The organism is Streptomyces sp. XH2, from assembly GCF_049725035.1.
Classification (GTDB): domain Bacteria; phylum Actinomycetota; class Actinomycetes; order Streptomycetales; family Streptomycetaceae; genus Streptomyces; species Streptomyces roseoverticillatus.
The window spans coordinates 56,600-82,159 of the sequence record NZ_JBMMMZ010000016.1; the positions used below are offsets into that span (position 1 = coordinate 56,600).

At 69.8% G+C, this 25,560-nt stretch carries 22 protein-coding genes; 6 read left to right on the top strand and 16 right to left on the bottom strand.

Translation table 11 applies throughout. The features are described 5' to 3' along the window. Positions 1-467: 467 nt before the first annotated feature. The 8 genes from cas3 to ACOTKD_RS30515 all read right to left on the bottom strand — a co-directional run bounded on the left by cas3 (position 468) and on the right by ACOTKD_RS30515 (position 12,260). The gene (gene cas3 / locus ACOTKD_RS30480) at positions 468-3,284 is read right to left on the bottom strand and encodes a CRISPR-associated helicase Cas3' (RefSeq protein WP_424892223.1); all 2,817 of its coding nucleotides are present in this window, start codon (positions 3,282-3,284) and stop codon (positions 468-470) included. Positions 3,285-5,385: 2,101 nt separating this feature from the next. Continuing rightward, on the bottom strand, positions 5,386-6,072 hold the full coding sequence (gene cas6e / locus ACOTKD_RS30485; protein ID WP_424892224.1) for a type I-E CRISPR-associated protein Cas6/Cse3/CasE: 687 nt from the start codon (positions 6,070-6,072) through the stop codon (positions 5,386-5,388). Positions 6,073-6,116: 44 nt separating this feature from the next. Beyond that, positions 6,117-6,851 (bottom strand): type I-E CRISPR-associated protein Cas5/CasD, encoded by a 735-nt coding sequence (cas5e, locus tag ACOTKD_RS30490; RefSeq protein WP_424892225.1) that lies wholly within the window; start codon positions 6,849-6,851, stop codon positions 6,117-6,119. Continuing rightward, positions 6,848-8,050, bottom strand: a complete 1,203-nt coding sequence (gene cas7e / locus ACOTKD_RS30495; protein ID WP_424892226.1) for a type I-E CRISPR-associated protein Cas7/Cse4/CasC — start codon at positions 8,048-8,050, stop codon at positions 6,848-6,850. The genes cas5e and cas7e overlap by 4 nt, the downstream gene beginning before the upstream one ends. Then, positions 8,047-8,721 carry a type I-E CRISPR-associated protein Cse2/CasB gene (gene casB / locus ACOTKD_RS30500; RefSeq protein WP_424892227.1) on the bottom strand — a complete coding sequence of 225 codons (675 nt, stop codon included), beginning with the start codon at positions 8,719-8,721 and terminating at the stop codon, positions 8,047-8,049. The genes cas7e and casB overlap by 4 nt, the downstream gene beginning before the upstream one ends. Beyond that, positions 8,718-10,178 (bottom strand): type I-E CRISPR-associated protein Cse1/CasA, encoded by a 1,461-nt coding sequence (casA, locus tag ACOTKD_RS30505; RefSeq protein WP_424892228.1) that lies wholly within the window; start codon positions 10,176-10,178, stop codon positions 8,718-8,720. Before casA ends, casB begins: the two co-directional genes overlap by 4 nt. 708 nt (positions 10,179-10,886) lie before the next feature. Continuing rightward, a complete protein-coding gene (locus ACOTKD_RS30510) occupies positions 10,887-11,249 on the bottom strand; it encodes a hypothetical protein (RefSeq protein ID WP_424892229.1) in 363 nt (120 codons plus the stop codon). A gap of 333 nt (positions 11,250-11,582) precedes the next feature. Beyond that, the gene (locus ACOTKD_RS30515) at positions 11,583-12,260 is read right to left on the bottom strand and encodes a hypothetical protein (RefSeq protein WP_424892230.1); all 678 of its coding nucleotides are present in this window, start codon (positions 12,258-12,260) and stop codon (positions 11,583-11,585) included. A gap of 229 nt (positions 12,261-12,489) precedes the next feature. Here ACOTKD_RS30515 and ACOTKD_RS30520 point away from each other — a divergent pair, with 229 nt between their 5' ends. Both ACOTKD_RS30520 and ACOTKD_RS30525 read left to right on the top strand, forming a co-directional pair. Further along, positions 12,490-12,705: an e9imm peptide gene (locus tag ACOTKD_RS30520; RefSeq protein ID WP_424892407.1), complete on the top strand. Its 216-nt coding sequence runs from the start codon at positions 12,490-12,492 to the stop codon at positions 12,703-12,705. Positions 12,706-13,133: 428 nt separating this feature from the next. Next, positions 13,134-13,394 (top strand): hypothetical protein, encoded by a 261-nt coding sequence (locus ACOTKD_RS30525; RefSeq protein ID WP_424892231.1) that lies wholly within the window; start codon positions 13,134-13,136, stop codon positions 13,392-13,394. A gap of 314 nt (positions 13,395-13,708) precedes the next feature. On the opposite strand, the gene ACOTKD_RS30530 is transcribed toward ACOTKD_RS30525, so the two are convergent. Then, positions 13,709-14,845: a hypothetical protein gene (locus tag ACOTKD_RS30530; protein WP_424892232.1), complete on the bottom strand. Its 1,137-nt coding sequence runs from the start codon at positions 14,843-14,845 to the stop codon at positions 13,709-13,711. A gap of 92 nt (positions 14,846-14,937) precedes the next feature. Continuing rightward, positions 14,938-15,345 carry an Imm63 family immunity protein gene (locus ACOTKD_RS30535; RefSeq protein WP_424892233.1) on the bottom strand — a complete coding sequence of 136 codons (408 nt, stop codon included), beginning with the start codon at positions 15,343-15,345 and terminating at the stop codon, positions 14,938-14,940. Between the two features lie 98 nt (positions 15,346-15,443). Between ACOTKD_RS30535 and ACOTKD_RS30540 the strand changes: the two genes are divergently transcribed. Both ACOTKD_RS30540 and ACOTKD_RS30545 read left to right on the top strand, forming a co-directional pair. Continuing rightward, positions 15,444-15,665 (top strand): hypothetical protein, encoded by a 222-nt coding sequence (locus ACOTKD_RS30540; RefSeq protein WP_424892234.1) that lies wholly within the window; start codon positions 15,444-15,446, stop codon positions 15,663-15,665. Between the two features lie 477 nt (positions 15,666-16,142). Continuing rightward, on the top strand, positions 16,143-16,682 hold the full coding sequence (locus ACOTKD_RS30545) for a hypothetical protein (protein ID WP_424892235.1): 540 nt from the start codon (positions 16,143-16,145) through the stop codon (positions 16,680-16,682). A gap of 28 nt (positions 16,683-16,710) precedes the next feature. Here the strand turns inward: ACOTKD_RS30545 and ACOTKD_RS30550 are convergent, their stop codons facing one another. After that, on the bottom strand, positions 16,711-17,268 hold the full coding sequence (locus ACOTKD_RS30550) for a hypothetical protein (RefSeq protein WP_424892236.1): 558 nt from the start codon (positions 17,266-17,268) through the stop codon (positions 16,711-16,713). Between the two features lie 788 nt (positions 17,269-18,056). On the opposite strand from ACOTKD_RS30550, the gene ACOTKD_RS30555 reads away from it, so the two are divergent. Next, a complete protein-coding gene (locus tag ACOTKD_RS30555; protein WP_424892237.1) occupies positions 18,057-18,374 on the top strand; it encodes an Imm51 family immunity protein in 318 nt (105 codons plus the stop codon). Between the two features lie 150 nt (positions 18,375-18,524). Continuing rightward, positions 18,525-18,956: a hypothetical protein gene (locus ACOTKD_RS30560; RefSeq protein WP_424892238.1), complete on the top strand. Its 432-nt coding sequence runs from the start codon at positions 18,525-18,527 to the stop codon at positions 18,954-18,956. A 122-nt stretch (positions 18,957-19,078) separates the two neighbouring features. Here ACOTKD_RS30560 and ACOTKD_RS30565 read toward each other — a convergent pair whose 3' ends face one another. The 5 genes from ACOTKD_RS30565 to ACOTKD_RS30585 all read right to left on the bottom strand — a co-directional run bounded on the left by ACOTKD_RS30565 (position 19,079) and on the right by ACOTKD_RS30585 (position 25,450). After that, positions 19,079-19,417 carry a hypothetical protein gene (locus tag ACOTKD_RS30565; RefSeq protein WP_424892239.1) on the bottom strand — a complete coding sequence of 113 codons (339 nt, stop codon included), beginning with the start codon at positions 19,415-19,417 and terminating at the stop codon, positions 19,079-19,081. A gap of 130 nt (positions 19,418-19,547) precedes the next feature. Further along, on the bottom strand, positions 19,548-19,895 hold the full coding sequence (locus ACOTKD_RS30570; RefSeq protein WP_424892240.1) for a hypothetical protein: 348 nt from the start codon (positions 19,893-19,895) through the stop codon (positions 19,548-19,550). A gap of 276 nt (positions 19,896-20,171) precedes the next feature. After that, the gene (locus tag ACOTKD_RS30575; protein WP_424892241.1) at positions 20,172-21,497 is read right to left on the bottom strand and encodes a hypothetical protein; all 1,326 of its coding nucleotides are present in this window, start codon (positions 21,495-21,497) and stop codon (positions 20,172-20,174) included. Between the two features lie 339 nt (positions 21,498-21,836). Continuing rightward, positions 21,837-23,942, bottom strand: a complete 2,106-nt coding sequence (locus ACOTKD_RS30580) for a hypothetical protein (RefSeq protein ID WP_424892242.1) — start codon at positions 23,940-23,942, stop codon at positions 21,837-21,839. Positions 23,943-24,307: 365 nt separating this feature from the next. Continuing rightward, on the bottom strand, positions 24,308-25,450 hold the full coding sequence (locus tag ACOTKD_RS30585; RefSeq protein WP_424892243.1) for a hypothetical protein: 1,143 nt from the start codon (positions 25,448-25,450) through the stop codon (positions 24,308-24,310). Between the last annotated feature and the right edge of the window lie 110 nt (positions 25,451-25,560).

Genomic DNA, 25,560 nt, shown 5'->3' on the forward strand with positions numbered 1-25,560 from the left:
GGCTAGATTGCGCGAATGGGTGAACGAGCGAAGCGCCGTCGTCTTCATGCCGGCCGTGCCTGCCGGGGCAAGAAGCGATTTTCCAGCCATGGAGCAGCTGATCGAGCCGCGAGCGAGTACATGCGCTACCAGCCATGGGCTCACCCCAAAGTCGCCTACCGCTGCCCCTTTTGTCGCACCTGGCACATAGGCCGTGAGCTGGGGATTCCTAAGTAGCCCAGGCGTTGACGCCCGCCCTCCCCTTTGTGCTCGTGGGAGGTGTTTATCCCGCCGTTCATGCTGGCCCGCCCTCCGGCTGGTCGTCCCGCGGCCGGCCCGACCCGGCGAGGCCCTCGCCCACCAGCTCGCCGCCTGATCACCTCCGGGTGCTTCCGTACCGCGGCGTCCTCCTGGTTGCCTGTGCGGACTGCTTGTGGATCACAGCGCAATGCGGTGACCACGTGGCCGTCGGCGCTCCACCAGGTAGGTCAAGGCTGTGGTCTCTCCCCTGGGGTGCTCCCGGCGGCGCGTTCACGGACCAGCCCGAGCAGGGGGTCGAGTCGCAGGGTATGACGCCCCGCGGTACAGGGCTGGACGGAGCCCTGGGAGGTGAGGGGGTGAGGCAGAAGCCGGAGGTCTCGCGCGGCAGGGGTCGTTTGCCACTGCACAGGGGCGTCGGTGCCGGGAGTGCTGGGGGGAAGGTAGTCGGCGGGGGCCTGGACGCTCAGGCGGATCAGGGCGGCGACCGTCTCACGGTCGAGTCGCTTGCGGCCCGGGGCAGGCAGAGGCAGGGGCTGGGTGCAAGCGGCATCGAGCCACGGGGTGCCGTCCGTGTCGATGTAGACGGGCAGGAAGCGTTCGGAGTCCGCGCCCAGGCGTGTGGTGACCAGGGACGGGTCGATGTCGCGGTCGGTGATCTGGTACAGGTCGGTGAGGCGGTGCGGGCTGGGTATGGCGGCGGCATCGGCTGCCGCGGCCATGGCGGTCTCGGCGGTGGCCCGGTCCCGGTCATCGGCCAGCACGGTCTCGGCGAGGTCGTTGAGCTCGGCATAGACCGTCTCGATCACCCCGGCAACATCACCCGGGACATCGACGGGCGCGCCCTTAAGGCCGGCGAGCAGTTCGTGGGTGCGGCGCAGCAGGGCTGCGTCGTAGACCTCTCCCCAGGCGCGTGGGGGGAGTTGGCCGGTGGGGGCGAGGACGGTGAGGCGGGGTTCGGTGGCCCAGGTGGGGCGGGTGCCGCGGGTGCCGAGGGTGTGACGGTGGCCGCGTCCGGCGCGTTGGAGGAGCTGGGCGAGGGGGGCGAGGTCGCTGATGACGAGGTCGAAGTCGACGTCGAGGGACTGTTCGGCGACCTGGGTGGTGACCGCGATCAGCGGCTGTGGGGAGCGGGTGGCGTTGGGTCCTACGAGCTCGAGGAGGGTGTGGGTGAGGTCTTCGCGCTGCCAGACGGGCATGCGGGCGTGGATGAGGATCACGCGGGGGCGGCGGGTGCCGTGGCGGCGGGTCAGGGCCTGGAAGGTTTTCTGGGCGTCGGGGACGGTGTTGCACACCACCAGGACGGAGCCGGGATCCTGCGCGGCGTCGTAGAGGGGGGCGAGGGTATGGGCCAGGTGATGGGCGCGGCCGGTGGGGTCCTTGGGGTCGTGGGTGTGGCGGATGTCGTGCAGGTCGATGGCGAGTGTGCGGGCGCGGCTGCTGGGGATGACGGGTGAGGCGGTGATCTCGCCTGTGCGGGCGTTGGCGAAGAGCCAGCCCGGGTAGGCGGGGGTGACGCTGCTGGCAGGGGCGTGGCCGGCGCCGGTGAGGTAGGCGTCCACCAGGCGCTGGGCGATGGCTCCAGAGAGGGTGGCGGAGAGCAGGACGACGGGGACGCCGAGGTGTCCGCACCATTCCAGCAGCCGGATCGTTAGGGCATGCCCGTACGCGTCGTAGGCGTGGGCCTCGTCGATGATCAAGGTCTTGCCGGACAGGCCCAACCAGCGCAGGACGTTAAACCGTACGGGCAGTGCGGCCATGGCGGCCTGGTCCCACGTGCCCACGGCGACGCCCGACAGCAGGCCCAGGTGCCGGCGGCGCAGGAACTCCCCCGCCGTGGTCGACGTGCAGCCGTCCTCGATGACCGCCTCGTCATCGGGGTTGGCGTATTCGGTGTTGAGCCAGGCCAGGCCGTGGAGCAGGGTCACCGGCGTATCGCAGCTGGTGCTGCTGGCCACGTAGGCGCGGACCCGGCGCCACATGGCCTCCGTGGTGGCCGTGGTGGGCAGCAGCACCGCGAGCCCCGACCCGCCGGACGCGGCTCCCAGGACCCGGGCACCGTACAGACCGGCCTCGGTCTTCCCATCGCCCGTCGGCGCGGTGACCACCAGCAGGCCCGCCCCGTCCACCACCCCGGGCAGCTGGTGCCCGAGATCGGCCTGCAGCGGATGAGGCCGGGTGATCTTGGGGAACGCCTCGGCGAAGGAGTCCGCCTTCCGCCATGCCGGCGGCGCGACCTGCGCTCTCGCCACCGCCTCGGGAGCGGCCTTCACCGCGCGGTCGAAGTGCGCGAAGTACCCGGTCTCACCGGCAGCCCGCCACTCCTCCTGCCGAACCGTCACCCAGCGCACGGACGACGCCAGCCAGTCAGCGAGCACCACCAGCCCCGTCACCATCACCGCCACACCGCCAGGCGCGGTCTTCACAGGAGCCACCGGCCGCCCGCACGCCTCATGCAGCAAATCCACCAACGCGGCCCGCTGCTCCATCCAGCCAGCCGCGACGCCGATCCGCGGCTCAGCCCGGCCCGGGTCCGCCATCGTCACCCGGTCGAGCACCGGCCCGTACACCCCGTGATGCCCGCCGAGAATCTGCGCCACCTGCTGCCCGACCGACCTCCCGGGCCGTACCGACACGTCATACCCGTACCTGGCGAGGAGAGAAGGAGTGACCAGGTGCGTTACCCGCTCATGCCGCACCGGCCCCTCATGCATCCACCCCGGCGCAGCGGCAAACCCCGCTTCCCTCAAGAACCCAGGGCGCGGACCCGATGCCTGCCCCTGGAACGACGGACAGCACTTGCCCAGATCGTGCAGCCCAGCCCAGAACGCCACCATCCCGCGTGCAGCAACAACATCCACTCCGAAACCCTCGGCTACCTGACGCCGCTGCTCAGCCGTCAGGTACCCATCCCACAACGCCAGCGCCAGCGCCGCCGTATCCAGAAGGTGACAGGCCAGCGGATACGGAAACGGAAGCTCATCCCACTTCCCCCACACATCAGAACAAACACGACGAGACATATAGATCTTTTCCTCTCCCTCCATAAAACAGACCCTCGAACAGCAACAGCACCAGCCACAACGGAACGTGCCCACCCGTGCGTGCGGGTCGGAGTGGGCGCGCAGCACAGTGCCGGTGGCCCCTTCCGTTTGACACCCGGGCAGGCGAGTCGGAGATCTCCCGGGCCATCTCCGCGTGGTCACGCCGCGTCGGACACCCGTACGTGCGGGTCGGAACGCTCTCGGCGGAGGGGACGAGCGTTGGTACCTGTCGGACACCCGTACGTGCGGGTCGGCGGACGGCGGGCCTGCCTCTTCCCTACGGCGGGCGGGGTTCCGTCGGACACCCGTGCGTGCGGGTCAGATCCGGGCTCGGCACCGAGCTGAAGGGCCTGATCGTCAGACACCCGTGCGTGCGGGTTGGCGACTTGAAGAAGCCCGAGTTTGTGAAGTCGACCGTACGACACCCGTACGTGCGGGTCGTAGCCCACGGTGTGGGTAATCAGCGCGCCCCATTCCGTCAGACACCCGTGCTTGCGGGTTGGAAACCGCGCCGTGGCCGAGGCCATTTTGCCGATCACCAGACACCCGTGCGTGCGGGTCGGAGATCGAAGAGGCCGCCCGCCTGGAACTGAAGAACGCCAGACACCCGTACGTGCGGGTCAAAGGCGAGGTTCATGATGCGGGAGTGAGGCAACGCCGTCAGACACCCGTACGTGCGGGTCGGAGTCATCGAGCGTCCAGTGCTGTTTGCCCGTCTGCGTCGGACACCCGTGCGTGCGGGTCGGAGGACAGCTCCTCGGGCACGTCGTCCCAGGTGAGCGTCGGACACCCGTGCGTGCGGGTCGGAGAGGTGAAGGTAGTCGATGACGACCAGGTCGAGCGTCAGAAACCCGTGCGTGCAGGTCGGAGCGTGGGTGGTCCGCGACGACTACCTCGCGCTGGCAGACACCGGTTGCACGCAGGTTGAAAGCGCGCATCGGCCGGTTCAAAGCCTCGCCCATCGTCATACACCCGTACGTGCGGGTCAGGGCACCTCACCGCTTGCGACAGAGAAGTCGCCGACGCCAGACACCCGTGCGTGCAGGTCGGAGGGGCGCAGCATCCTGCTCTTCGGCATTGGCGCCGCCAGACACCCGTGCGTGCGGGTCGGACCAGACGACCATAGCGTCCAGCGGTCCGATCTTCGCAAGACACCCGTGCGTGCGGGTCGATGTGCTGCAGCAGAACCTACGACGCGTTCTCGATCGTCGGACACCCGTACGTGCGGGTGAGAGCCGATCTTGATCATGTACAGCACGTCTCCGCCTGTCCGACACCCGTGCGTGCGGGTCAGAGCGCTCTCGGCGGAGAGGGCGAGCATTGGTACCCGTCAGACACCCGTGCTTGCGGGTCGGAGGTCGCCGCAGATGTCCTCATGCTGAGGATGATCGGTCGGACACCCGTGCGTGCGGGTCGGAGCGGCTGATCTCCCGGAGGTTGCCGCAGACGAACGTCAGACGCCCGTACCTGCGGGTCAAAGACGACGTTCGTGATGCGGGAGTGAGGCAACGCCGTCAGACACCCGTGCATGCGGGTCGAAGCCGATGACGCGGTAGCTGTTCGCATCCTTGTCAGACACCTGTAGGTGCGCAGGCTGGAGGAGTACGTCGACAGCGTTCCCTGCACGAGCACCGTAGGGCACCCGTACGTCCGGGTCGGAGGTCAACGGCGATGGCCACGGCAAGTCACTCCTCGCCGGACGCCGAACGTGCGGGTCAGAGTCGAGGTACCGGACGGCGGTCGGGCGGTCGCCCGCCGGACACCCGTGCCTGCGGGTCAGAGCTTAGGCGCCACTGGACGCGGTGCATGCCGGACGTCGGACACGCGTACGTGCGGGCCAAAGCCGTCGAGACCGACCTCGCCGTAAAGCACCTGCGCCGGACACCCGTACGTGCGGGTCGGAGATCAAGCCGCGTACCCGGAGCGGCATTCCTCGTGTCGGACACCCGTACGTGCGGGTCGGAGGGTGGCCGGACCGTCCGGGGCGTGAACGACCTCGTCGGACACCCGTACGTGCGAGTCGGAGGCTTCATAACCTGCTGCGTTTCGTGGGCTTTGCTGTTCTTTTATCAAGCTACTTGTGCTGGGCTGGAGCGGATAGGGGTCAGGGGTTGGTGAGTGGGGCGATAGACAGGAGGCCTGCTCCGTAAGCGCGGGCTCGGCCGAGGCCGGTGGTGATGGCGGTGCGGAGGGCGTCACGGTCGGTGATGTGGGCGGTCCCCTCGAAGCGGGTGAGGCGTTCTCCGATACGTCCGTTGTCCTTCCAGCCGACGAGGTCGGGCTGGGGGGAAGCGTGGGTGGTGGCTGGGTCGGGGCTGAGGCCGGCGCGGTTGGCGTGGTAGTGCCACCAGTTAATAGCGGCGGGGCCGTGGAGGGGTATGCGGCGGCCGCGCTTGCGGCGGCCTTTGCTGTCGCGTTCATCGGTGCTGATGGACGCGGTGGCGACGGCGTCGATGCGGTAGCGGATGGCTTTGCCGGGCTGGCACCAGGTGAGCAGGGGGGTGATGTCGCGTTCATCGGTGGCGGCGGCGTAGCCGACGGGGAGGGCTTCGAGGTGGAGGGGGGCGGTGGACTGGATGAGGAGGGTGTGGGCGTGGGGGGTGCGTTCGAGGCGGTAGAGGACGCCGGCGGCCTGGCGGGTTGCTGCTCCGAGCTGGTCGGGGACGAGGCTGAGGACGCGGCGGTGGAGGGCCTGGGCGTCCTTGAGGTCGGTCCCGGCGTCGCGGGACCAGGGGTCGATTTTGATGCGGGTGAGGTGTGCGGTTGCCGGGGGTGCGAGGGGCGTGGTCACGGGTGTGGGCTCCGGTGGGGCTCGGGCCTGGGTGGTGGGCGGGGTCAGTGAGTGGTGCGGTAGTGGGTGAGGGCGTTGAGGTAGGTGGTGCTGCGGCCGGCGCAGAGGCTGTTGGGCAGGGTGCGGCGGGATTCCCACAGGTGGCGGCTAGTCCAGGTGCGCTTGGGGAGGGGAACGTCCTGGATGCTGCGGGTGGGCGGGAGGTGGGGGTTGCCGGGTGGGGGGTGTTCGCTGATGAAGGTGATGGTGACGGTGTCCCGGTGGGGGTCGGGGTCGCGGTGCAGGGGGAACTGCTCGAGCGCGGCCTCAGGGGTGGGGGTCGTGGTGATGAGGACAGGGGTGTCGGGCGGGCAGGCGCGACGGCCGAGGTGGGGCGGGTAGACGGGGCTGCGCAGGGCGGCCTCCGCCTGGTCGATCAAGGGGGTAGGTCCGGTGACGGCGACGGTGAAGGCGGCGTCGGCGAGGTACCAGTCATCGAAGAGGAGGGCTTCGCCGCGGCGTCCGCCATTGGCGTTGATGACGGTGCGGTCTTTGGGGTAGCCGCCGCCGACGGTGTGGAAGTCGGGTATGCGCCGGCCGGGGCGGTCGATGCGGAGGGTGTAGTGCAGTTGGTCGAGGTCGGTGAGGTCGCTGCCGCGGGGGCGGCCTTGGGCGGCGGCGATCAGGCCGGTCAGGGCGCTGCGGGTGGGGTGGGGGTGGGTGTCGCGGACGCGGCCGCCTTGGGGGCCGCCCCAGGATTGCAGGGGGGCGGAGAGGTGGAGGAGGAGGCCAGTGGTCACTGGCCGGCCTCGGGCAGGGCGGCGGTGGTGATGGTCTCGACGAGGTCTTTGAGGCCGGGGATGCGGGTGCCGAGGGCGGTGAGGGTGCCCAGGTTGGGGGCGGTGCCGCTGTGGGCTGCGGTGAGCAGGGCGTCGGTGCCGTAGAAGGCGTGGGTGGCGGCGGCGTGCTGGTCGAGGGCGGTGATGCTGGGGGCGGTCCAGCCAGAGGTGTCGTCCGCGGTGACGGGGGCTTCGAAGGCGCCTTCGAGGTTGATGGGCTGGTCGGCGCGGACGGCGAAGTAGACCAGGGCGGGGGGTGTGAAGGGGGCGGTGCTGTTCTTCTTGGCGCTGGGGGCGTAGCGGGCGAACTCGGTGAGGAAGGCGCGGGTGAGTTCGGTGGCGGCTTCGCGGTCGCCGTCGAGGTTGCGCAGGAGTTCGTCGACGTTGATGGTGCTGTAGCGGTAGAAGGTGCCGGAGGTGTAGGCGGCGTTGCCCATGTGGGCGGAGCCGTTGTCGGTGCCGGTGACGTCGTCGACGGCGGTGAAGAAGTCTCGTTGTTCGTCGGCGGCATGGGTGGTGATGGCGTGGGCGACGGCGATGGCGCCGTCGACGGTGACCTCGGGGGTGTTGGCGAGCATGCGGCCGAAGGCGGCGATCGCGCCGTTGCGGCTGGCGATGATCTGAAGGACCTGCTCCTTGACGGCCTTGACCTTCTGGTCGGTCTCCTTGTCGAGCTTGGGCGCCTTCGTCTTGGGGCCGGTCTTCTTGCCCTTGGCGGCATCCGCGTCGGCCTTGGCCTTGGCCTGCTGGGCCGCGAGAGCGATGGTGTCGCGGTGGGCCTCGACCAGGTCGGCCAGCAGGCTGATGCCGGCGGCCGGGAGGTAGAGCATCACGCTGGTGACGCCGGCCTCGGTGATGGCCAGGCCCTTGACGCCGGCGGCCAGGACGACGGTCTCGCCGGCCTCGGTTGCCTCCTGTTCGTCCCAGCCGCGGCGGCGCAGCTCGGCGGCGACCTCGCCGGGGACGCGGCGGGTGCGCAGGGCCCGGTCGCCGAGGATGTCCTCGACCTTGATGCGGCAGCCGCGCTTGAGGCAGGCGGAGGAGATGCGGGAGCGCTCGACGGCGCCGTAGACGGCGGTCTTGGGGGAGCCGTATTCGTCGCGGTTGGGGTTGGACAGCGGGAGGGAGTGCAGGACGTGGGCGTCGATGATGAGGCTCATGCGGCAGGCTCCTGAAGGAGGGTCGGGGTGTGGGGGGTGCGGGTGTAGCGGCCGTCCATCCACTCGTCGGCGACCTTGGTGCGGTAGCGGGGCCAGCGTGAGAGGTCCCGCAGCAGGCGGGGCCAGGACAGGGGCGCGTGGTCGTTGCCCAGCTGGCGGATGACGGGCTGGAGGTTGCGCAGCAGGCTGGTCAGGGAGCGCTGGCGGGCCAGGTGCTGGAGCAGTTCGGTCGTCCCTGTCTCGCGGAGCACGCCCGTATCGGCCGCCCAGGCCAGGGTCCAGCCGAAGTTGCCGATGGCCGGGTCGTAGAGCACTGGGCGCTCCCGTGCCAGGGCCGGGTTGGGTGCCTGGGCCGCGTACATGCCGGCCACGGCGAGGTAGGCGAGTTTGGTGTCGGGGTGGGGGCCGGGGATGCGCGAGCGCAGGTGGGGCAGCATGCGCCACGGCTCGGCGAGGTCGCGCAGGCTCCGGCCGGAGGCGAGATCGCTGCGCCCGCCGGGGGTGGAGCAGACGTCGTCGACGTGTTCCATGAAGGCGGTCGGCCAGGCCAGCCACGGTGGCGGCCCTTGTTCTTCCGGGGCGTCCGTGCCGTCCCCGGTGGGGGGTGCTGCCGGGGGCGCGTCGGTGGTCATCGCGCGCTCCTGCTTCGTGTGTGTCGTGGTGGTGGTCATCCGGTCTTCCGGGTGTTCTTGCGGGGCGGATGGGTCAGGGAGGCGCGGGCCTTGGCGACGGCGTCCATGCCTTGCACGGTGTTCTTCAGCGAGCGCGCGGCGGTGTCGAAGCAGTCCAGGGCAATCCGGTGGAACGCGGGCCGGTCGCCGCTGCCGTCGACGGTCTGCCAGAACTCGCGCTCGGCGTGTTCGAAGAACTGGGTGCGGGCTCGCCCGACGAAGCCCTCGCGTTCCTTGGAGGGCCGACGGGGGTTGACCGCGTGCCAGGCGGCGGCCAGGGCGCGGCCGAGGTCGCCGGCGGCAGCCTCGGCCTGGCTGCGGCAGGCGGCGATGGCCGCCGCTCCGTCGGGGTCGGCCTCTTCGATGTGCGCGAGGACGGCCGGGGTGGTGGCCGTGTACCACTGGGTGTTCTTGTCCTGCTTGTCCTGGTCCCAGGCCACGGCGCGCACGCCGAGGCGTTCCAGGACCTCGGGGGGCAGTTCGGACAGGGTGTCGAAGGCGGTCGGCCGCCGCTGTGCAGTCTTCGAGCCGGGCCGTTTCTTGAGCAGGAGGGCGTCCAGGTCCCGCCACACCGACCGCTCCCGTGACGCCCGCAGCGGGCCGCCCTCGTCCCGCTCCACTACGTACGGATCGACTGCGAGCGGCAGGTCCACTGGCGTCCCCCACGTCACCCAGCACCCCGTAGTCCGGCCCATGTCGTCCCCGGTGAGCAGCATCGCGTGGGCGGTGCGGGCGGTCAGCAGCGAGATGGGCCCGCTGGCCGGTGCGGGCACCAGGGGGTCGGGCAGCAGCGGGCTCTCCCACGGGGCGAGGTCCTCCCCCGCGGCGGAGGGCCAGGCGCCCGGGGCTGGCACGGACACCAGCAGCGTGATGAACAGCGAGCCGGGGTGGTGGGGGAAGAAGGAGATCAGCGCGCGGTAGGGGCCGGCCTTGCAGAACTTGCTGCTGCGGTCGGCGTGCTGGCGCACCGCTGCCGTGCCCGAGGGGCCGAAGCCGTGCCAGGCCAGCAGCCAACCGGTCGCCTCCGCGCCGGGGAGCGGAGTCTCCTGCGGGGTGTGGTCGGTCCAGACCCCGTTGTTGCCCGAGGGCCGGTCCATCGCCAGCCGGCCCGGCGGCGCCTGCTCGGCGCACTCGCCGGCCAGCCGCGGGTCCTGCAGGAACGGCCGCACCAGGTCGTAGAGGTTCCACCGCCCGGCGTCGGCGTAGGAGTCGAAGTAGTGGTGGACGCGCCCGCGATCGAAACGGCCCGCGACGAGGAGGTCCTCACGGGCGTCGAGCCACTGCTCACCCGTGCCATCGTCCAGGCCTCCCACCCGCGCCGCGAGTGCCGCGAGCAGCCGGCGCAGCACCGCTTCCACCGGCGGATGGGCCACTTCCAGCTCGCTGAACAGGTGCGCACCTTCGAACAGCACACGCAGCCCGACCAGGGCCCGCTCCCCTGGCCGGCAGTCCGGCAAGAGAGCCTCCAGTTCCGCTGACCCGGCATCATCGAGATCAGCTCTGGCCCGTACACATATCCACGGGTCGTCAGCGACAGAGAAGACAGAAGACACGCTGCTCCTTTCCAGGCAGATGCACGGCAACAGGCAACCTTCGGCTACCTGAGACGCGATCAGGAGCAGCGAGGTGATCGTTATGCAAACAGGCCAGGTGACGGACCAACAAAATGATCTTGGGCGCGTTTCCGGAATGCAGGGCCGTCACTGTCAGTGGGCTTGGGTAAGGTCCCCGGCCTTTGCCTCGCAGAGCTGCGACGCCGGCCCGGGTGCAGCTGTCCCCCGCGTATGCATCCCTTGTAAGTCATAGGCGCAGCAGGTCAGGAATGCCCCTAACAGGTCTGGCACCACGGCGAGTTGAAATACTCGGTACCCATGGTCTCGGATTAGCCGCAAAGCCGCCGGCGCCGGCTTCCGGGGGCTCTCTCACGCCTTCCCCGCCCCATCCATCAAGATCAACAAGGCGGAGAGGGGCGGCCCATCGGTACCGATCGGTGTGACAAAGAGCACCCAGCGTTCAGTGATTTCATTTCGCCGCCGCGTCATGAATCCCCGCGTGGTTCCAGCGCGGCGTCGAATTTTCCGGACGGGCGGCGGGCAGCTGCTGATGTGGCAGAGGGCCCGTACCCTCACCCGGGCGGCCCCCCATAGCGGGCGATGGCATCTCGGTCAGACGCCGGACAGGATGCAAAACGGCGCGATCAGCAGCGCCATGTGCAGGCAGGCCAGCGCGAAGCGGAGTGCGGCGACGCGCCGGGGCATGAGCGCGGCGACCACGCCCGTGGCACCGGCGAGCCACATCACGCGCCAGGCCAGGTGGATGGCCTCCATCAGGGGCTCCGTGCACCCCTGGTAAGCGCAGTGGTCGTGGGAGACCTGTTTCGTGAGGTCGGCCAGGCCGAGGAGCACGAGGGCGGGCAGGAAGAGGATCAGCCCGAGGACGGCGAGCTTCCGGCCGAGTGGGGCGTAGGCCAGCTGCGCATCATGCTCCCGGCGCGCCGTGGGGCCGCCGGTGGTGGGGGTGGTGTCCATGGTGACCACCTCACCGTGGTTGGCCGGTCAGCCGTATCCGTCTGCGTACTCATGCTGGTCCGCCTGCCGTACTCACATGACCTTGGACAAGTGGCCTGGCCGCCTCGATCGGTGCCTCGGTGCCCGAGGCACACGCAGTCGCCGACGAGACGCGGGCCTGTTCCCCAAGGCCGGCATACGTCACGCGCGTGGGTCAGGGTCCGGGGCCTGGTCGCTCTGTCGGCCGCGGCTGAACGACAGAACCCGAACCATGTCGGCCGCTGCCCGGCGCCGAGCCGACGGCGGCGAGCGGTGCAACGACCCCGCGACGCGTGCCTGGCTGCCTGCTGTGGGCTACCGGGCCGAGGCGGTCGATGTCTCGCCGTGCTGCGCCTGTTTGATCCGCTCGACGGTCATCTTGGTGACGGCCATGAGCCGGTCGGAAGGGATCTCCGTTCCCTGCTTCCACGTGTACTTGATGCTGGCGATCACCGCCCCCTGCCGGACGGTGATGCCACGGCCCTGCCATCCCTGGCCCGGGGAGATCTCGAAGCCGTCGATCTGGTCGCCGGGCGGATTGTTCCCGACTTCGTCCTTGGTGCCCTGGCCGGTGAACAGTGCGGCGGCCTGCTCGGAGGTGCGGAAGGAGATGAGCCGGACCGCCAGTTCCTGGTCCCGGGCGTTGCTGTAGGCGGCGATGCCGAAGGCGGCCGCCTGGGCGCACCACTGGGCCGACCACTCCTCGGACTGGCAGATCGAGGCATCGTCGGCATCCCACGTCTTGCGGTTGCGGGACTGGTCCAGCTCGGCCGGGACGCTGAACTGGTCCGGCAGCGCGGGCTCGAGCCGCATGGTGTCCAGGATCATCTCGGCGAGCTGCGGTGCCGCGGTCCGTTTGGCGGGCCCTTCGGCCGGAAGCGCCCCGGAATCACCGTCCGCGCCGCAGCCGGTGGTCATGGTGACGGCCGCGAGGACCACGGTCAAGGAGGCACCCACGGCCCGGGCGCGCACCCTCTGCCTGTACGTGTACATGATCACCACGATACGGGCGCAGCGCCCGGCCCGGCTGCTCCCCTTCGCCCCCGGCGTCTCCCACCGCTGTAGACGACGGCGCCGCGCCGATGACTGCGCCGGAGGGGTCGGGCCAGGCCCGGCGCGGGACGGGCGCTCTTGTCGGGGCGGTAGCGTCGCGGATGCGATCGCCGGGGACGTGAGCGCCGGCTCGTGGCAGGGTCCATCGCGTAGGAGTGGGGCGGTGAGGATGAACCGGGAGCAGGCTGTTGCCCTGGTGCAGCGGATCATGCATGCGCAGTACGACGCGGAGGAGGAGGCGGACAGCTGGCTGGACATGCTCGAGCGGGCCCTGGGATGCCCGTCCGGCTACGTCAGCGATTTGATCTTCTGGCCTCCGGACGGCGAGCTCTCGGCCGACGAGGTGGTCGACCGGGCCCTCGCCTACCAGCCGATCATCTTGTGACGCCATGGAGCTCGGCCCGGCCGGGGCGCTCCTGAGCAGCGTGGCCGTGGGAGGCGGCCGGTCGGTGGCCGCAGCGCCGCCGACCGCGCGCTGCAGGACCCGTCCGCCTCGAGCTCTACCGGGTCGATGCAGGCGATCAGCACTCCCTGCCGGACGTTCATGCGGTGACGGACGCGAGCACCATGGTCAAGGAGGCGGCCACGGCCCGGGCGCACCCCCCCTCTGCCTGGACGTGCATGATCACCGCGTTGCGGACTGAACACCCAGGTCCCCATTTCCGGCCCCACCAGTCTCGTTCGCCGACGAGCGAGGAGCCAATCCGTGGCCTTACTCCGCAGCCGGCCGCTGTCCCTGCGGTCAACCCTTCGTCCACGGACGGGTGACAGCCGGCGCCCGCAGGGCGCCGGAACGCACTAGGGTCTCGGCGCATGGCCACCGCAGCGTCGCCCTCGTTCCCCGGGGGCCTTGCCTACCCCGAAGTCCCGGGCTGCCAAGGTCAACAACGCCTGGAGGCACAGCTCAAAAAGGAGCTGGAGAGCAGCGGCAAGAAAGAACGGCTCGCGGAGATCTCCGCGGCGTACGCCGGTACGACGTGTCTGCACCTGGCCCCCGACCCCATCTCGTTCGCGTGGATGATGGTGCTGCTCCTGTCGGCCGCGCCGGGTGCGCAGCGCTCACGCCGTTCGTGATCTCCGCAACGGACTGCGGTCCCTGCTGCTCGGCCAGGTAGGACAGGAGGACCCCACCCCACGCGGCTTCCCCCCAGCCTGCCTTCCTCCCGCGGCGACCGGCCCGCGCAGGCGCAGGCTGCTGCGAAGAGCGCAGCCGGCGCACTTTCGCTCCGGCCTTCTTGCCGGCCTCCGGCCCGGCAGTGGTCCATCGGGGCCAAGTACAGGGCAGCGGCACTGACTTCCCAGGAATGGGTGCGACTGCCCGGATGCGGCGGCGGATCGCCGGCGCATACCAGCCGGTGGCGCAGCAGAGACCGAGATGCCACCGCAGCTCAGGGGCTGGGGACGCCAGCGGAGACGACCGCGTGGTGGGGATGACTCTTCCACTGGTCGGCCTTGGCCATGAGCGCGCCGAGAAGCCGGCCGGCTTCATCCGTGTCGCCCGCTTGCACGGCGTTGGCGTAGTTCCGGCTGAGGTTCCAAAGCTCGCGCCCTACCTCCCAGTCGTACCCCTCCGGGCGTTGCTTCTCATCCTCGGTTCGGCGGTCGCGAATGAATCGGTACACCCGTTCACCCATCTGCAGATCCAGCGGCGCTCCTGCCAACGCGATCAGGTCGGTGCGCTGGTGTTCGAGGTCGGTGACGCCTTTGAGGCCCGCCGTGACCGTGTACCGGGTGTACGCCCCGTTGGGATCCGGCTCGTGGGTCAGCTGCCAGCTGTCCGCGAAGCCCCAGCTGCCCCCTGTGTAGACGCCCTTGATCCTGCCGTCCACTGTTCCGACGGCGTCGAAGGGGCCGCGCTGCCAGCAGAAAGTCCAGTGGGTGCGGTACCAGGCGTCCAGTTGCTCCGGGGCGGCCAGGAAGCGCTCGCCGCTCGGGTCTTCGGGGTCGGCGATGAGATCATCGGGCCGGTCGTCCCCGGCGGTCAGGGCGATGAGGCCCGAGGCGTCGGCCTCGGCAGCGGCCGGGTACGTCCGGCCGTGGTGGACCGCGTAGGCCTTGGGGCGGAAGTGGTCGACCTCGTCCAGACGCCGCACCAGGGCGTGCAGGGGCTGGATCAAGTCCTTACGGTGCAGCTTCAGCTCGGTGACCTCGTCACGCGGGAAGACGCCGTAGTAAGTGCCGGCCAGACGCTTGAGGTGTTCCTTGGCGAAGTCTTCGTCGGAGCCGAGGTAGTTGCCCGAGTAGGTGGAGGTCGTGGCACGGGTGCACTTGAAGAGCTCGCCGCGCCAGCGGAACGTCCAGTGCACGGCGTCCCAAGCGTCCAGGCGCTCCGGCGCGACCGGATATCCCACGGACTCGTCGGCGGCCTCGCGCGGCGTGAGTCCTTCGGGTGCGGGGCGGCCGGGCTCGGGCAGCAGCTCGGCGCACGGCCACAGCCCCGCAGCGGCACGGGCCCGGTAGAGCTCACCGCGGAAGACGGCGACCTCGCCCTTGACCGGGAAGCGGAAACCCGCAGGTGTAGTCATCTTTTTCCACAAAGCCCTTCGTGCTTGTTCAAGACACCGACGGCCTCTTCGGTGGCGCCGGCTCGCCGATAGCCCCTTGGTAACTAATGCCGTCACCCGAACGCGGGTGAGTATGCGTCGTCGTACTCCGCCTGGGCCTGCACGGCCCAGGAGCCGTCAAGGCGCCGCAGGAGTTCGACCTGCTTGGCCAGTCTGTCGGTGCCGGTGACCTCACGCTCGGGGAAGCGGCTCCGCTGCTCCCACGCCCACTCCCCAGCCATCTGGAAGGTGACCTCGACGGCGAGCCAGTGCATGAGCTCGTCGATGCTGTCAGTGGTGCGGCGCTTGACCTCCCGGCCTGCCCGCTCCGCCACGATCCAGTGGAGGTCATCACCATCGACATCTACATACGTGGAGAAGTCGCTACAGGCGCTGAAGGCGATCACGCGCCGCACCGATACCTCAAGCTTGGCGGCCATATCACGCGCGGCGAGCATCACATCCGAAACCGTTATCGTCATGTAGACGATTATTGCATGTGGTTGGTCCACCGCTCCGGAGCCTGTCTCCCGTTCGACTCGGGTCCGTGCCATCTGGTGCAGCACACGGAGGCGAGACGGTGACGGATCAGGGGACCACGGCCGAGACCACCAGCCGGGTCCGTGAGGAGACAAAGGCGCTGTTGCGGGACCGGTCGCGGCCGGAGCCTACGACCGACGCCGATGTGCTGCGGGTGATGGCGGACGACGACAGGGAGTCCGTGGCCTTGATCCCCCGGGCCGCCCGCGGCTGCCACATGGACCCATTCCAGGTCGCCGCGTCCCAGCAGCATCACGCGTGACTCGTCGTCCGGCTGCCGCACTTCGCCGACGACCCGGTCCTCGCCGCCGGCCTTGCCGCGGCGGCTGAAGGATCGGTTGCCGCATGGCTGGACGCCCGTGAGCGCGCCGCGCACCCAAGTTGAGCCGCGACGGCGTGTCCGGGCTTACGCGATTGGGTCCCTCTCCCCGGAGGCCTCCCGAGTCGAGCTCCACGACGGCCCGTAGCGGCTCCTCGTCCGCGTGTGATCTCCTTGCCCTTCCGCACCGATCAATTGCCTTACAACCAGGGGGATGCGTAACCCGTGATATCCAAGCGTGCAAGGCGGACGGCTGCAGAGCTGCTGGGCGAGCCGCCTGTAGCCGTGGGATGGTGCAAACTCGGGGGTCCCGTCCCGAAGCCGCCGAAGGATGTCCGCGAGGCGGCCGGCCGACCGCGGCTGCGGCCGGGCCGGATGCGTCCCCTCGGAATCCTGGGCTGTATCGCGGTGTCCCCCTTCATGCTGATCGCCATCGCTTACGCCGCTTTGGAGGCGACCGCCGAGGCTGTTCTGGGCCCCTTGTTGCGCACGAAGAGGGAACGGCAGGCGCTCCGGGACGAGAAGGCGCGCAAGGAACAGCGCCGGCGCGACACTGAGTTCTCCGGGAACCGGCCTGCGGAAGTCTTTGACGGTGACTGGCAGGCGGAAGCCGGCCGACTTCTCCTGCGGTGGTACGGCCGGTCCTCGCACCCGTCCCGGCTCGTCATCCTGGGCCCCGACCGCATCGTGCTGGCCGGACCGCCGCGCCGGGTAACGCTGGGACAGGACAAGAAGGCGCAGGTCCTTGAGGTTCTGAAGGCCGACCGGGCGGTCGTCGAGGACCCGAGGCGCGGCATGTCCAGCACCGACCAGCTCCGGGTCCGGTTTCACGACGGCTCATGGATCATGCTGACAGCGACTGATTCCGTGAGCGATATCCATGCACACCTGACGGCGACCCGCATGCTTCCTGTATTCGACGCCTTCAGCCGGGCCGCAACCCCAGAGGACCTTCGCTAGCGGCGCCGCGCGGCCGCGTCCTCCTCCGTCAGACCGGAATGTCGCCGGATTGTCCGTACTGGCGGACGTTCTGCTCGCCGTCATCGGTGCGCAGGGCGTGGTTGAGGGCTCTGATGCTGCGGGCGAGGCCGTGGAGGATCTCCGCGTACTGCTCGTCGGGCAGCTCCCGGAGCCGGTCCATGGACGGCCCCGTGATCAGCATCCCCCCGGCGTTCGTGGCGCCGGCCCCGCGGCGGCCCGCCCCGGGGGAGCCCTGCCGGGCCCCGCCGCCCTGTGTGCCGCTGCTGCCCGCCGGGCCGGGGGTCTGGTGTTCGGGCAGGCTGATGTAGAGGCGTTTGTCGCGGTGGACGACCAGTGCGATGACGAGCCACTCGACCAGGTAGATCCCGCGGCGTGTTTGCCCGGCAGGCCTGGTGGAGTGCGGCGGCCACTTCTTCCTGCGGCAGGGGCCCGCCGGCCAGGATCCGGGTGACCTCCCGGGCCGCCCAGTGGTCCCGGTAGAGGTCCCGCAGCAGCAGCCGTGCCCGGGCGGCAAGTCGGCGTCCCACAGCGCGGCGAACTCCCGCCCCGCGCCGGTGGCGCTCATCGCGGCCCCCCGTCCCGGCCGCGCGTGCATCCGCGCGGCGAGCGTCGCGGGCGGTTAACCCACAAGGGGGAATCGGGTGGTGGCATGGTGACCCAATCCCCCGCCGTCCAAGGCGGGTTGACAGTAGGAGGCTCACGCGGCGCCGTAAAAGTGTGCTTACACTTGCCGTTGGTGAGCCCCGAATCGGGTGTCCATCACTGGGGTGCCGCTGTGGGTCTGCAATCGACGGCGGTACCCCCTGTCTTTTCAGGGGCCGGCGCCTTCCGCGCCCGCGTCTTCGGCCCCGGCGCTCCGACCGCCGACACAGCCGGCCAGGCGCCACCAGCCGGTGGTGACGTGAACGATGCGGCCAGCCTTCTTCAGGCTGGTCAGCCTCGGGCTGACCTTCCCTGAATCCGCGTCCGGCCTGACACCCCGGACGTGCTCGACGATCTTCCGCGTGGGCGCCTCATCCTCCGTGGTGGGTATGGACGGGGAGAGCGACCCTGGACACGGGTGCCGTCAGCTCCGTGCCGCACCCGGCGCACGCGAACACGTCCAAAAATAAATCTCCTCGCTCCAATTCCCGGAGGATTGTGCCTCGTCCGCGGCGAAGGATCCATCGGATTTTGAACGATTCGCAGGGTGCTGCTATCGGGTCACCTCGCCGAGTTGGTCATCGGTGAGCCAAGCAATCCGGGGAAACGGTCTCGTGCTGTGACCGGAAAGTTCAGTGGGGGCGGGAGCGGGTATCGGACGGCAGTTTGAGGGACCGGAAGCGCATGCGCTGGGCGTGAGAGGATCGCGCCGTGACCATCAGCCTGCACGACTTCGACGGCGAGCATTCGCTGACGCTGGATGCCGGTGGCCTGGCTTCCGATGCCGCAGTCGTTGCCGCCGGGCACGAGCCGAACGGGTACTTCTGGGAAGGCCTCGTGCGGTTTGCCTGGCCGGACCTTGCCGAGCGCCTCGATTTCGACTGCGAGGCCGGCATGTTCTGCGCGGTCGGTAGTGCGGGCGACCTCGCGCGACTCAAGACGGCCGTTGAATCCGTGATCACCAGCCCCGAGACAGTCCGCGACATCATTGCCCGTGCGCAGTCTTCGGGCTTCGCATTCGACGACTAGCACCTCACCGGTCCGTGGCCGTGCCCCGGCAGAGGCGGCTTCCCAGCCCTTCCCGTACGGTGACCGGGTGGGGCGGGCGCCGCGGTCACCGGGTGGAATCCGGCGTATACCGCTGGTCCGCCGGCCGCGGCCCCTTCTACCGTGACCGTCATGACCAGCCCTCTTCCCATCCCCGTACCTGACATTTGTGTCCGTGTGAAGCTGAACGTGGGGGCCTGCGGGCCGTATGCGCATATCGTGGCGGACTTCGAGCCACCCGGCCCCGGAGGCGAACTGGAGCTGCTGAGCCTGCTGCCCGAGAGCCAGCTGCCCTCGGAATACCTCCCGCCGCTGGAGGAGGGCCTGCGGGAGGGGCTCGACGGAGTCACTGCCGCGGTGCTGATCACCGACGGCAGCTTCCACGACGTGGACTCCTGCGAGCTCGGCTACAAGATCGCCGGCCAGCAGGCGGGCCGGGCAGCCCTCATCGGCGCGGCGCTGCTGCCACCGGAAGCCGCCGCAACGCTGCGCTGGGCGACATGGCCGGGCATGCCTCGGCGTCGGCTGTCGCCTTCGAGGGGGACGCATCGACGGGTCTCGTAGTGCCGATGCCTGGGTCGGTGCTGAAGACGTTTACGAGGAGGGCTCCGGGCGCCGCGTAGTGGCCACCGCGTGTACCCGCGCGGGGCGGGGAGGAAGGGCGCAGCCTTCACCCAGCGCAGTGCTTACGACTGGTCCCATGCATCGATCGTCAGGACCTGATCCGCAGGGCATGCGGCGATGCGCTCGGAGTTCATCCATACGCCGCTGACCGTGTCCTGGGGACGGACATGGGATGGCGTTCCGCCGGCAAGCAGCGGCAGGACGTCCCCGGCGCGGGCGGTGTAGCGGCAGGGGTAGCCGGAGTTTGAGAGCTGTTCGGCTTTGCCGGCCTTGACGAGCTCGGTTATCCAGTCCAGTCCGGGCAAACCGGCTGTCCAGCGCGCCAGGTCCGTCTGGCCGGTGGTGTCCGAGTCGGCCTCTTCGGGGGTCTGGGCCGATATGTGAATGCTCCAGCCAAGCATGTTTCAGTCCTTTCCGGTCAGGAGGGGAGGTCTTTGCGTGACGATAGGAATGCGTGCCCTGTGCAGCTCGCGCCAGCAGACAGGTGCCTCGCTGCAGATGCGCCTGGTCCGCCTCAGATCGTGGTTTCTCTTAGCTCGCCAGTGTGAAGAAGGCCGCGAAGAGTCCCACCGACAGCAGGGCGAGGAGCAGGCACGCAGTCAGCATGAGCCAGCCGGCCAACAGGCCTGCCAGGGCGGCCCAGCGGCCTTCCCCGCCTCTGCGACGGGCCTTCCAGCGGCCCACGTGGCCCGCGATGACGGCACCTAGTGCACATGCGAGGGAGGCGTACACGAACAGGGGCGGGAAGAGGGGCCAACTGCCGACAGCCGCCACGCTTGCGAACCCACAGATGAGGCTGAGTGCCGCTGCCTGGTTCCGGAATCCGGCCTGCTGTCCCTCGTCACCGGAGACCGGCCGCACATCTTGATCGCTGCTCATCCTGTCCCCCGTGTGACACCCCGTTCCTGATCTTGGATGCTACCGGTCCGTCGTCTGAGCTCCGCGGCCCGTAGCCCGGACATACTCGGGTCACGGTCTCACTGGTCCTCGGCACGTCCTCCTTAATGTCGGGAGTCAGACCGAGCGTCTTGCAGTCCCATCAGCCTCAGCTTTGAGGGCGTGGCAGTGAACTCGCACGAGTTCAAGAGCGGCACGGGTGTTTGGCATCGGGCCCGCTTGTCGAGCGGGCCCGGGACTGATCGGCCTGGCCGAAGATCATCCGGCGCGGGCGGCCAGGAGCTGGGTGCGGGTGTAGGTGGAGGGCTGGTCCTTGGGGGCGGTACGGATCAGCTGGAACAGGCCGGGCGGCGGTTCCGGGCAGCTGTGGTCGGCGGCGGGGGCGGTGATGTCGTCGAGGAGGTTGTTCAGGAGCTGGGCCAGGGTGTGGGGGCCGCCGCCACCGTAGCCGTAGCCGAGGCCGGCGCCGGGGCGGTGGGGTGCGAGCCACAGTCCGCCCGCGCGGCCGGATTCGGGGTCGGCCGCGGTGCGGATCCACACGTTTCCGTCACTGAAGTGCACCTGTTCGAGTCGGCCGGTGGTGGGCAGGCGCTGGGGCACGAGGGTGTGGAAGGCGTCGGGGTCGTCTTCGTCGCCGTCGGTTCCGGTGTTCAGGGCGGCCGGCAGGAGGGTGTCGGGGTCGTGGAAGAGGGTGGTGGTGTTGACGTTGCGCAGCACGTCGTACTCGAGCACGGTGGGGGGCTCGCCGGCAGGTGCGGGGAGAAGGCGCTGGGCCCATTCGGCGGCGATCGCGCACTTGGCTGGGCGGGCGTGGACGAGTTCGCCGGCGTGCCAGTCGTCACCGCCGTCGTAGCGCCAGACCTGGGCGACGCGATAGGCGAGGGTGTCGCGGCGTGCGGTGACGGCCAGCCAACCGGCCCGGCACACGGTCTCGGGCGGCTTCGGCTCCTCGTCTTCGTCGCGCAGGTACGGGGCGGGGACGGCGCCGAGGACGAGGTGGGCGCTGTCCCCACCCTCGGCTACCGCTTCCTGGATGTCGGCGAGGGCGCGGGTGGCCTGGGCGTGGTCGCGGCGGCGGACCTCTCGGGCGAGCCACCAGCACACCGTCGCTGCGGGCGAGCCGTCGGGCTCGGCGGCGGCCAGCTCGGTCAGCGCCGCGGTGGGGTTGACGACGTGGCAGGCCGACACCTGGGCCGGCGCGGCTCCAGGCTGCCACGCGGTGATCGCGTCCACATCGCGCAGAGTGGGCGGCCAGTACGGCGGCTTCATGCCGAGCAGACGCTCGAGGTCCTCCCAGGTGGGGTGGTAGGTGGCGCCGATCCGGCCGTCGGGGCTGATGTCGCACGCGGCCAGCTCCGGGCCGCTGAAGTGCCATCGGGCCCGGCCGACGACCACTGCGCTGTACACCTTGCCCACGTGCTCGCCGTACCGGGTGGCCAGGGCGCGGGCCACCATGGAGGGCTGCCCGTTGGAGTCCCGCAGCCAGTACGCCAGCCCAATACCGCCTGCAGCGGTGTCCCACCGTAGGACGGCCCAGTCCCCCTCCCCCACGATCTCCGTCTTCACGAACTGCGCCGGCTCCATCGGCGCCACCCGGCCGATGACCGGACCCTGCTCAGCGGCCGGCTGGTCACTTCCTTTACTGAAGATCCCCACAAGTTCCTCCCCAGGCACCGTAGTTGAGCGGCTCGTCCAGTCCACCACACCCCACTGACACCCAGCCCCGGCCGGGCTGGCGGCAGGGCGGGAGCCACTGCCTAGCCCGCAGTGGGCTGACCAGCGCACTCCTACCCCACCGGGAAGCCTCAGACCGGGCTGGCCCACCACCCATCGAATGGTCGGTACCCAAAGCCGAGGCGCTTCCGCCTCACCGACGGCTACGAGAGCCGTGGTGAAGCGGCAAGGAGATGTTCCACGGTCCGTTTATTGGTGCCGCAGCGCTGAGGAGACCGCGAGGGCGATGCGGTTGGCGGCGCCTGCGGCAAGCCCTCCTTGCTTGGCGAGTTCGGAGGGCGAGTAGAGGAGTTCCTCGAAGGCCTTCAGGCGGGGCAACGTCACCGCGGTCGCGAATCCCTGATTCTGCAGGGCGTCTCGGACGGCCGCCAGGTCGTGCCGGCCGAGGTTGTAGTCCGTCTGGTTGAGGACGATAAGGGTGCTGCTGGTCGGCTCGAGTCCCGCTTCAACGGTAAGTTTTCGAGCGATGTCGGCGGCGGGGCGAGTGTGCTGGACCTTCTCGACCAAGTCTTGCCAGGGGGCAAGCAGGTCGTCACCGGCCTCACGGGCTGCCGCCCAGACGCTGTGCTGGTCTTGCCACAGAGAATCGCCCCACCGCTGGATCGCCTTGTCCTCGATGTTCCGCAGGAAGCGAGTGTGGGCGGCTTCGTCATCTTGGGACTGGCCGGGGCAAAGGCCTTGCTCGTTCCGCTGCCTGCTGCGGGCCGACCACTGTTCGCTGGCCTCAGTCCACGTCTCCAGATGGCGTCGCGCGCCCTCAAGGCGGACGAAGTCCAGGAAGTCCCGCCGCCAGGCGTCGAGCTCAGGAGCCTCGTCCTCGCTTGGCAGCTCAACGTAGTCGCCTTCCCCTACACGGTCGGCATAGTCGTAATCGCTCCACCAGTCGTTGAGGTCTTCAGGGTCATCGGCCGAGTAGACGTCGGGGTTGCCGTCTTCCGCCCGGTCCATGACGTAGAAGGCGAACTGGATGTCGAGGAAGGTCAACAGCTGCTCGACGGGCGTGGTGGCGCTGTTGATCAGGCTGTACTGCAGGTACTGGTCGTCCAGCCAAGCCAGGAATCGCACCCAGTCGGGACGCCTGTCTACGACCTCGGTCTCGAACCATTCGTGCCTCTTGTAGGGGACCACCGCCATGACGAGGTCAGCGAGTTCAGCCAGATGCGGCTGCTGGAAGCCATTGCCGACGTCGATCACGACGATGTCGTAGTTCTTCTTAGCCTCTGCCACGAACTGCTCCTGCGCGGGCCTGAAATTGGGGGCCCCGTCGAGTTCGTCGTCTTCTTGGAAGGCATCGGAAAGGTCCTCGCTAGAGGGCGGCATAGCACCCACGCGCACCAGCCCGCCGCCAGGTAGCTCAAGGAGGTCGCGCCACTCTCCAGCAGTCGGCGGCTGCTTCTCTGCCAGATAGAACGGTCCATTCGGGTTGCTCGCGCCTGCTAGGAGCGCCACGCGGCCTCCGCTGCGGGCAAGCGCCGCACATAGACTCAGTGCCACCGTCGTGCATCCCAACCCTCCGCGACCGTGGGATGGAGTGACGGCGACCACGCCTCGGAGGCTGCCAGCCGACCCGGTAGGCCCGACAGGACGGGGGCGCAGTCGGTCAGGGTCGGGGCCGGCTACCTCTGCAGCCGATGGTGCGCGCTCCGCCCAATCGGGAGAAGCCATGAGAAAAAGGCCGGCCCGGCGCAGCGCACGGCTCCAGACAGCGACTTCCTCCGCTGGCAGTGCCTCGGCAAGCGCCCTCCATGCCTGGCCCTCGCCTTCTTGAGGGGTGTCGCTGTTCCACAACGGCTCCAGCCCCGCACCGGCTGCGAGTACCCGGGCGGCCTCGAGCGCAGCCTGAGCGTCAGGGCCTCGGAGCCTGCCGGCACCTTCCGCGCCGAAGGTCACTGCCGCATCGTCTCCGATCCGCCCCAGTGTCAAGCCCGAGCGGCGGCTGAACCTTGCCCGCAGTCCTGGGACGCCCACTACAAGACCAGCGGCACGGGCTGGTAGCAGGCGGGAAAGGATCTGCGGAAGCTGATGGTCCGCGGGACGCAGCAGCAGCTCTTCAGGGTCGGGCGTCACGCCAGCCAGCCCGAAAAGCGTGCCAGGGATGACCAGGGTGGGCAGCGTTCCAGGGCGAGGCCTGGCCAGGGTGCGGAGGGTGACGGCTTCCAAGCGCTGTTGTGCCGGGTGGACAGCATCTGGCACGAGCCCGTTGAAGAGGCCGTTTGCCCGATACCAGCGTTGGGCGGCGGAGTACGGCTCGCCGGTATACATCTGACGCAGGCGAGCGGTCTTGTCCTTCGACACGGTGGGATCCGTTCTGCAGCACGACGACCCGGACCAGCGCGCTGGCAGGCAGCAGGATTCATCACACTGGCGAAGCGTCCGCTTCTTTCCGCCGACAATGCACCTGTGGGTCCGGGCCACAGCCATGCAAGCGGGGGTAGCAGTCCTACCAAGGGACACCATACCCCTTCTCGACGTGAGGCTGACCCAGATGGGATATGTCGTCGTGATGCCTCCTGGTCAACCCGCATCGACAACCCCGGAGGCCCGTCGGGCCAGCCGCGGGCCTGCGCCAGCCCCGCCGCGCCGACGGCCCCGCTCGCCACGCTGTGGGATGCACCCGTTTCAGTCGCCGTTGAGCCGCGAAGGCCCCAACGCCTTCCGCTTCACGCCGAGACCCCCGCCCGAGGACGACGCATCGCAGCTCGCACCCGCGCCGCACCCACCCGGTACGGGTCCGGCTCTCCCACCGGCGGCACCGCACGCTGCGCCTGCACCGCGGCCAGCCGCTGCTTGAGCAGATGCTCCGCTGCCCGCCACCGCGCCATGTACGCCACGTGCTCGGCGTCCTCCCGCACGAACGCCTGGCAGTCGTGCTGCCCATCGCACTCGTGCAGATGCCACCGGCGCATCCGGGCCGCGAACGCCGCCTTCGCCTCGGCCTCCGCCTCCGGCCCCGTCGCGAAGAGCTGCAATGCTTCCTGCCGGAAGAGCGACCGCTGCTGCTCTGCGGCCAGGCGCCGCAGCAGCGATGCCGTCAGCTCCGTCGCCCCCTCCGCCACCGCCTGGTCGACCTGGGCCTCGACCTGGCCACGAACCGCGCTCTCCACCCGGCGGGCGAACTCTGCCTCGGCTTCCGCTGTACCGAGGCGTTCCCGGGCGGCCAGGCCGATCTCCACTGCCTCGGCGACGGCAGCCTCGGCGGTTCGGGCGTTGCCGCAGATCTCACACAAGCCGCCCGAGCGAGCCAGCCCGCACACCGCACACGGCTGCTCCCGAAGCTGCGCCTCGAGCACTTCCTGCTCCGCCCGCTGCGCGGCTGCCACTTCCTCGAACCGTGCGCGCTCGACCGTGGCCTGCTCCAGGCGGGCGGCCCGCTTCCGCTCGGCCTCGTCGGTCACCTCCGCCAGCCGGGCCTCGTACAGCCGCCGGTACTCCCCCGACGCCACCTTCCCGCCCAGCGCGGAGGCGAGCTCGAGACCCACCGTCCGACGCCGCGCCACCAAGTCACCGACACGCTCCGCGCAGCGCTCGCAGGGGGCGCTGGTGTCCATGCGCCGCCCGTCGTCGCAGCGCACGTCCGGGCATGCCGTCCGGCGCGGGATCGCCCAGGCGATCAGCCAGCCAACCGGGTCCTTGATGGGCCGCCGGCCCTGCTCGGCAGCGCGCCGCCGCAACCGGGCCCCCAGGAGAGCCATGCCCCGACCCGGGCCGAACAGGCCGTCGAGTCTGCTGAGTTCGCGGCGCACGGCGTTGTGCACGGTAGCCCGGGCGGCCAGGCGATCGATGCGACCCCAGACCATCGCCACCGGCGCCAGGAGCTCTTCCCAGCCCCGAGGCACCGGGGCCCAGACCGGCGGCGGCCCGCCCGTCGTCTCTGCCCATGCCGCCAAACCCTCGCTGCAGGCATCCCGTGTCC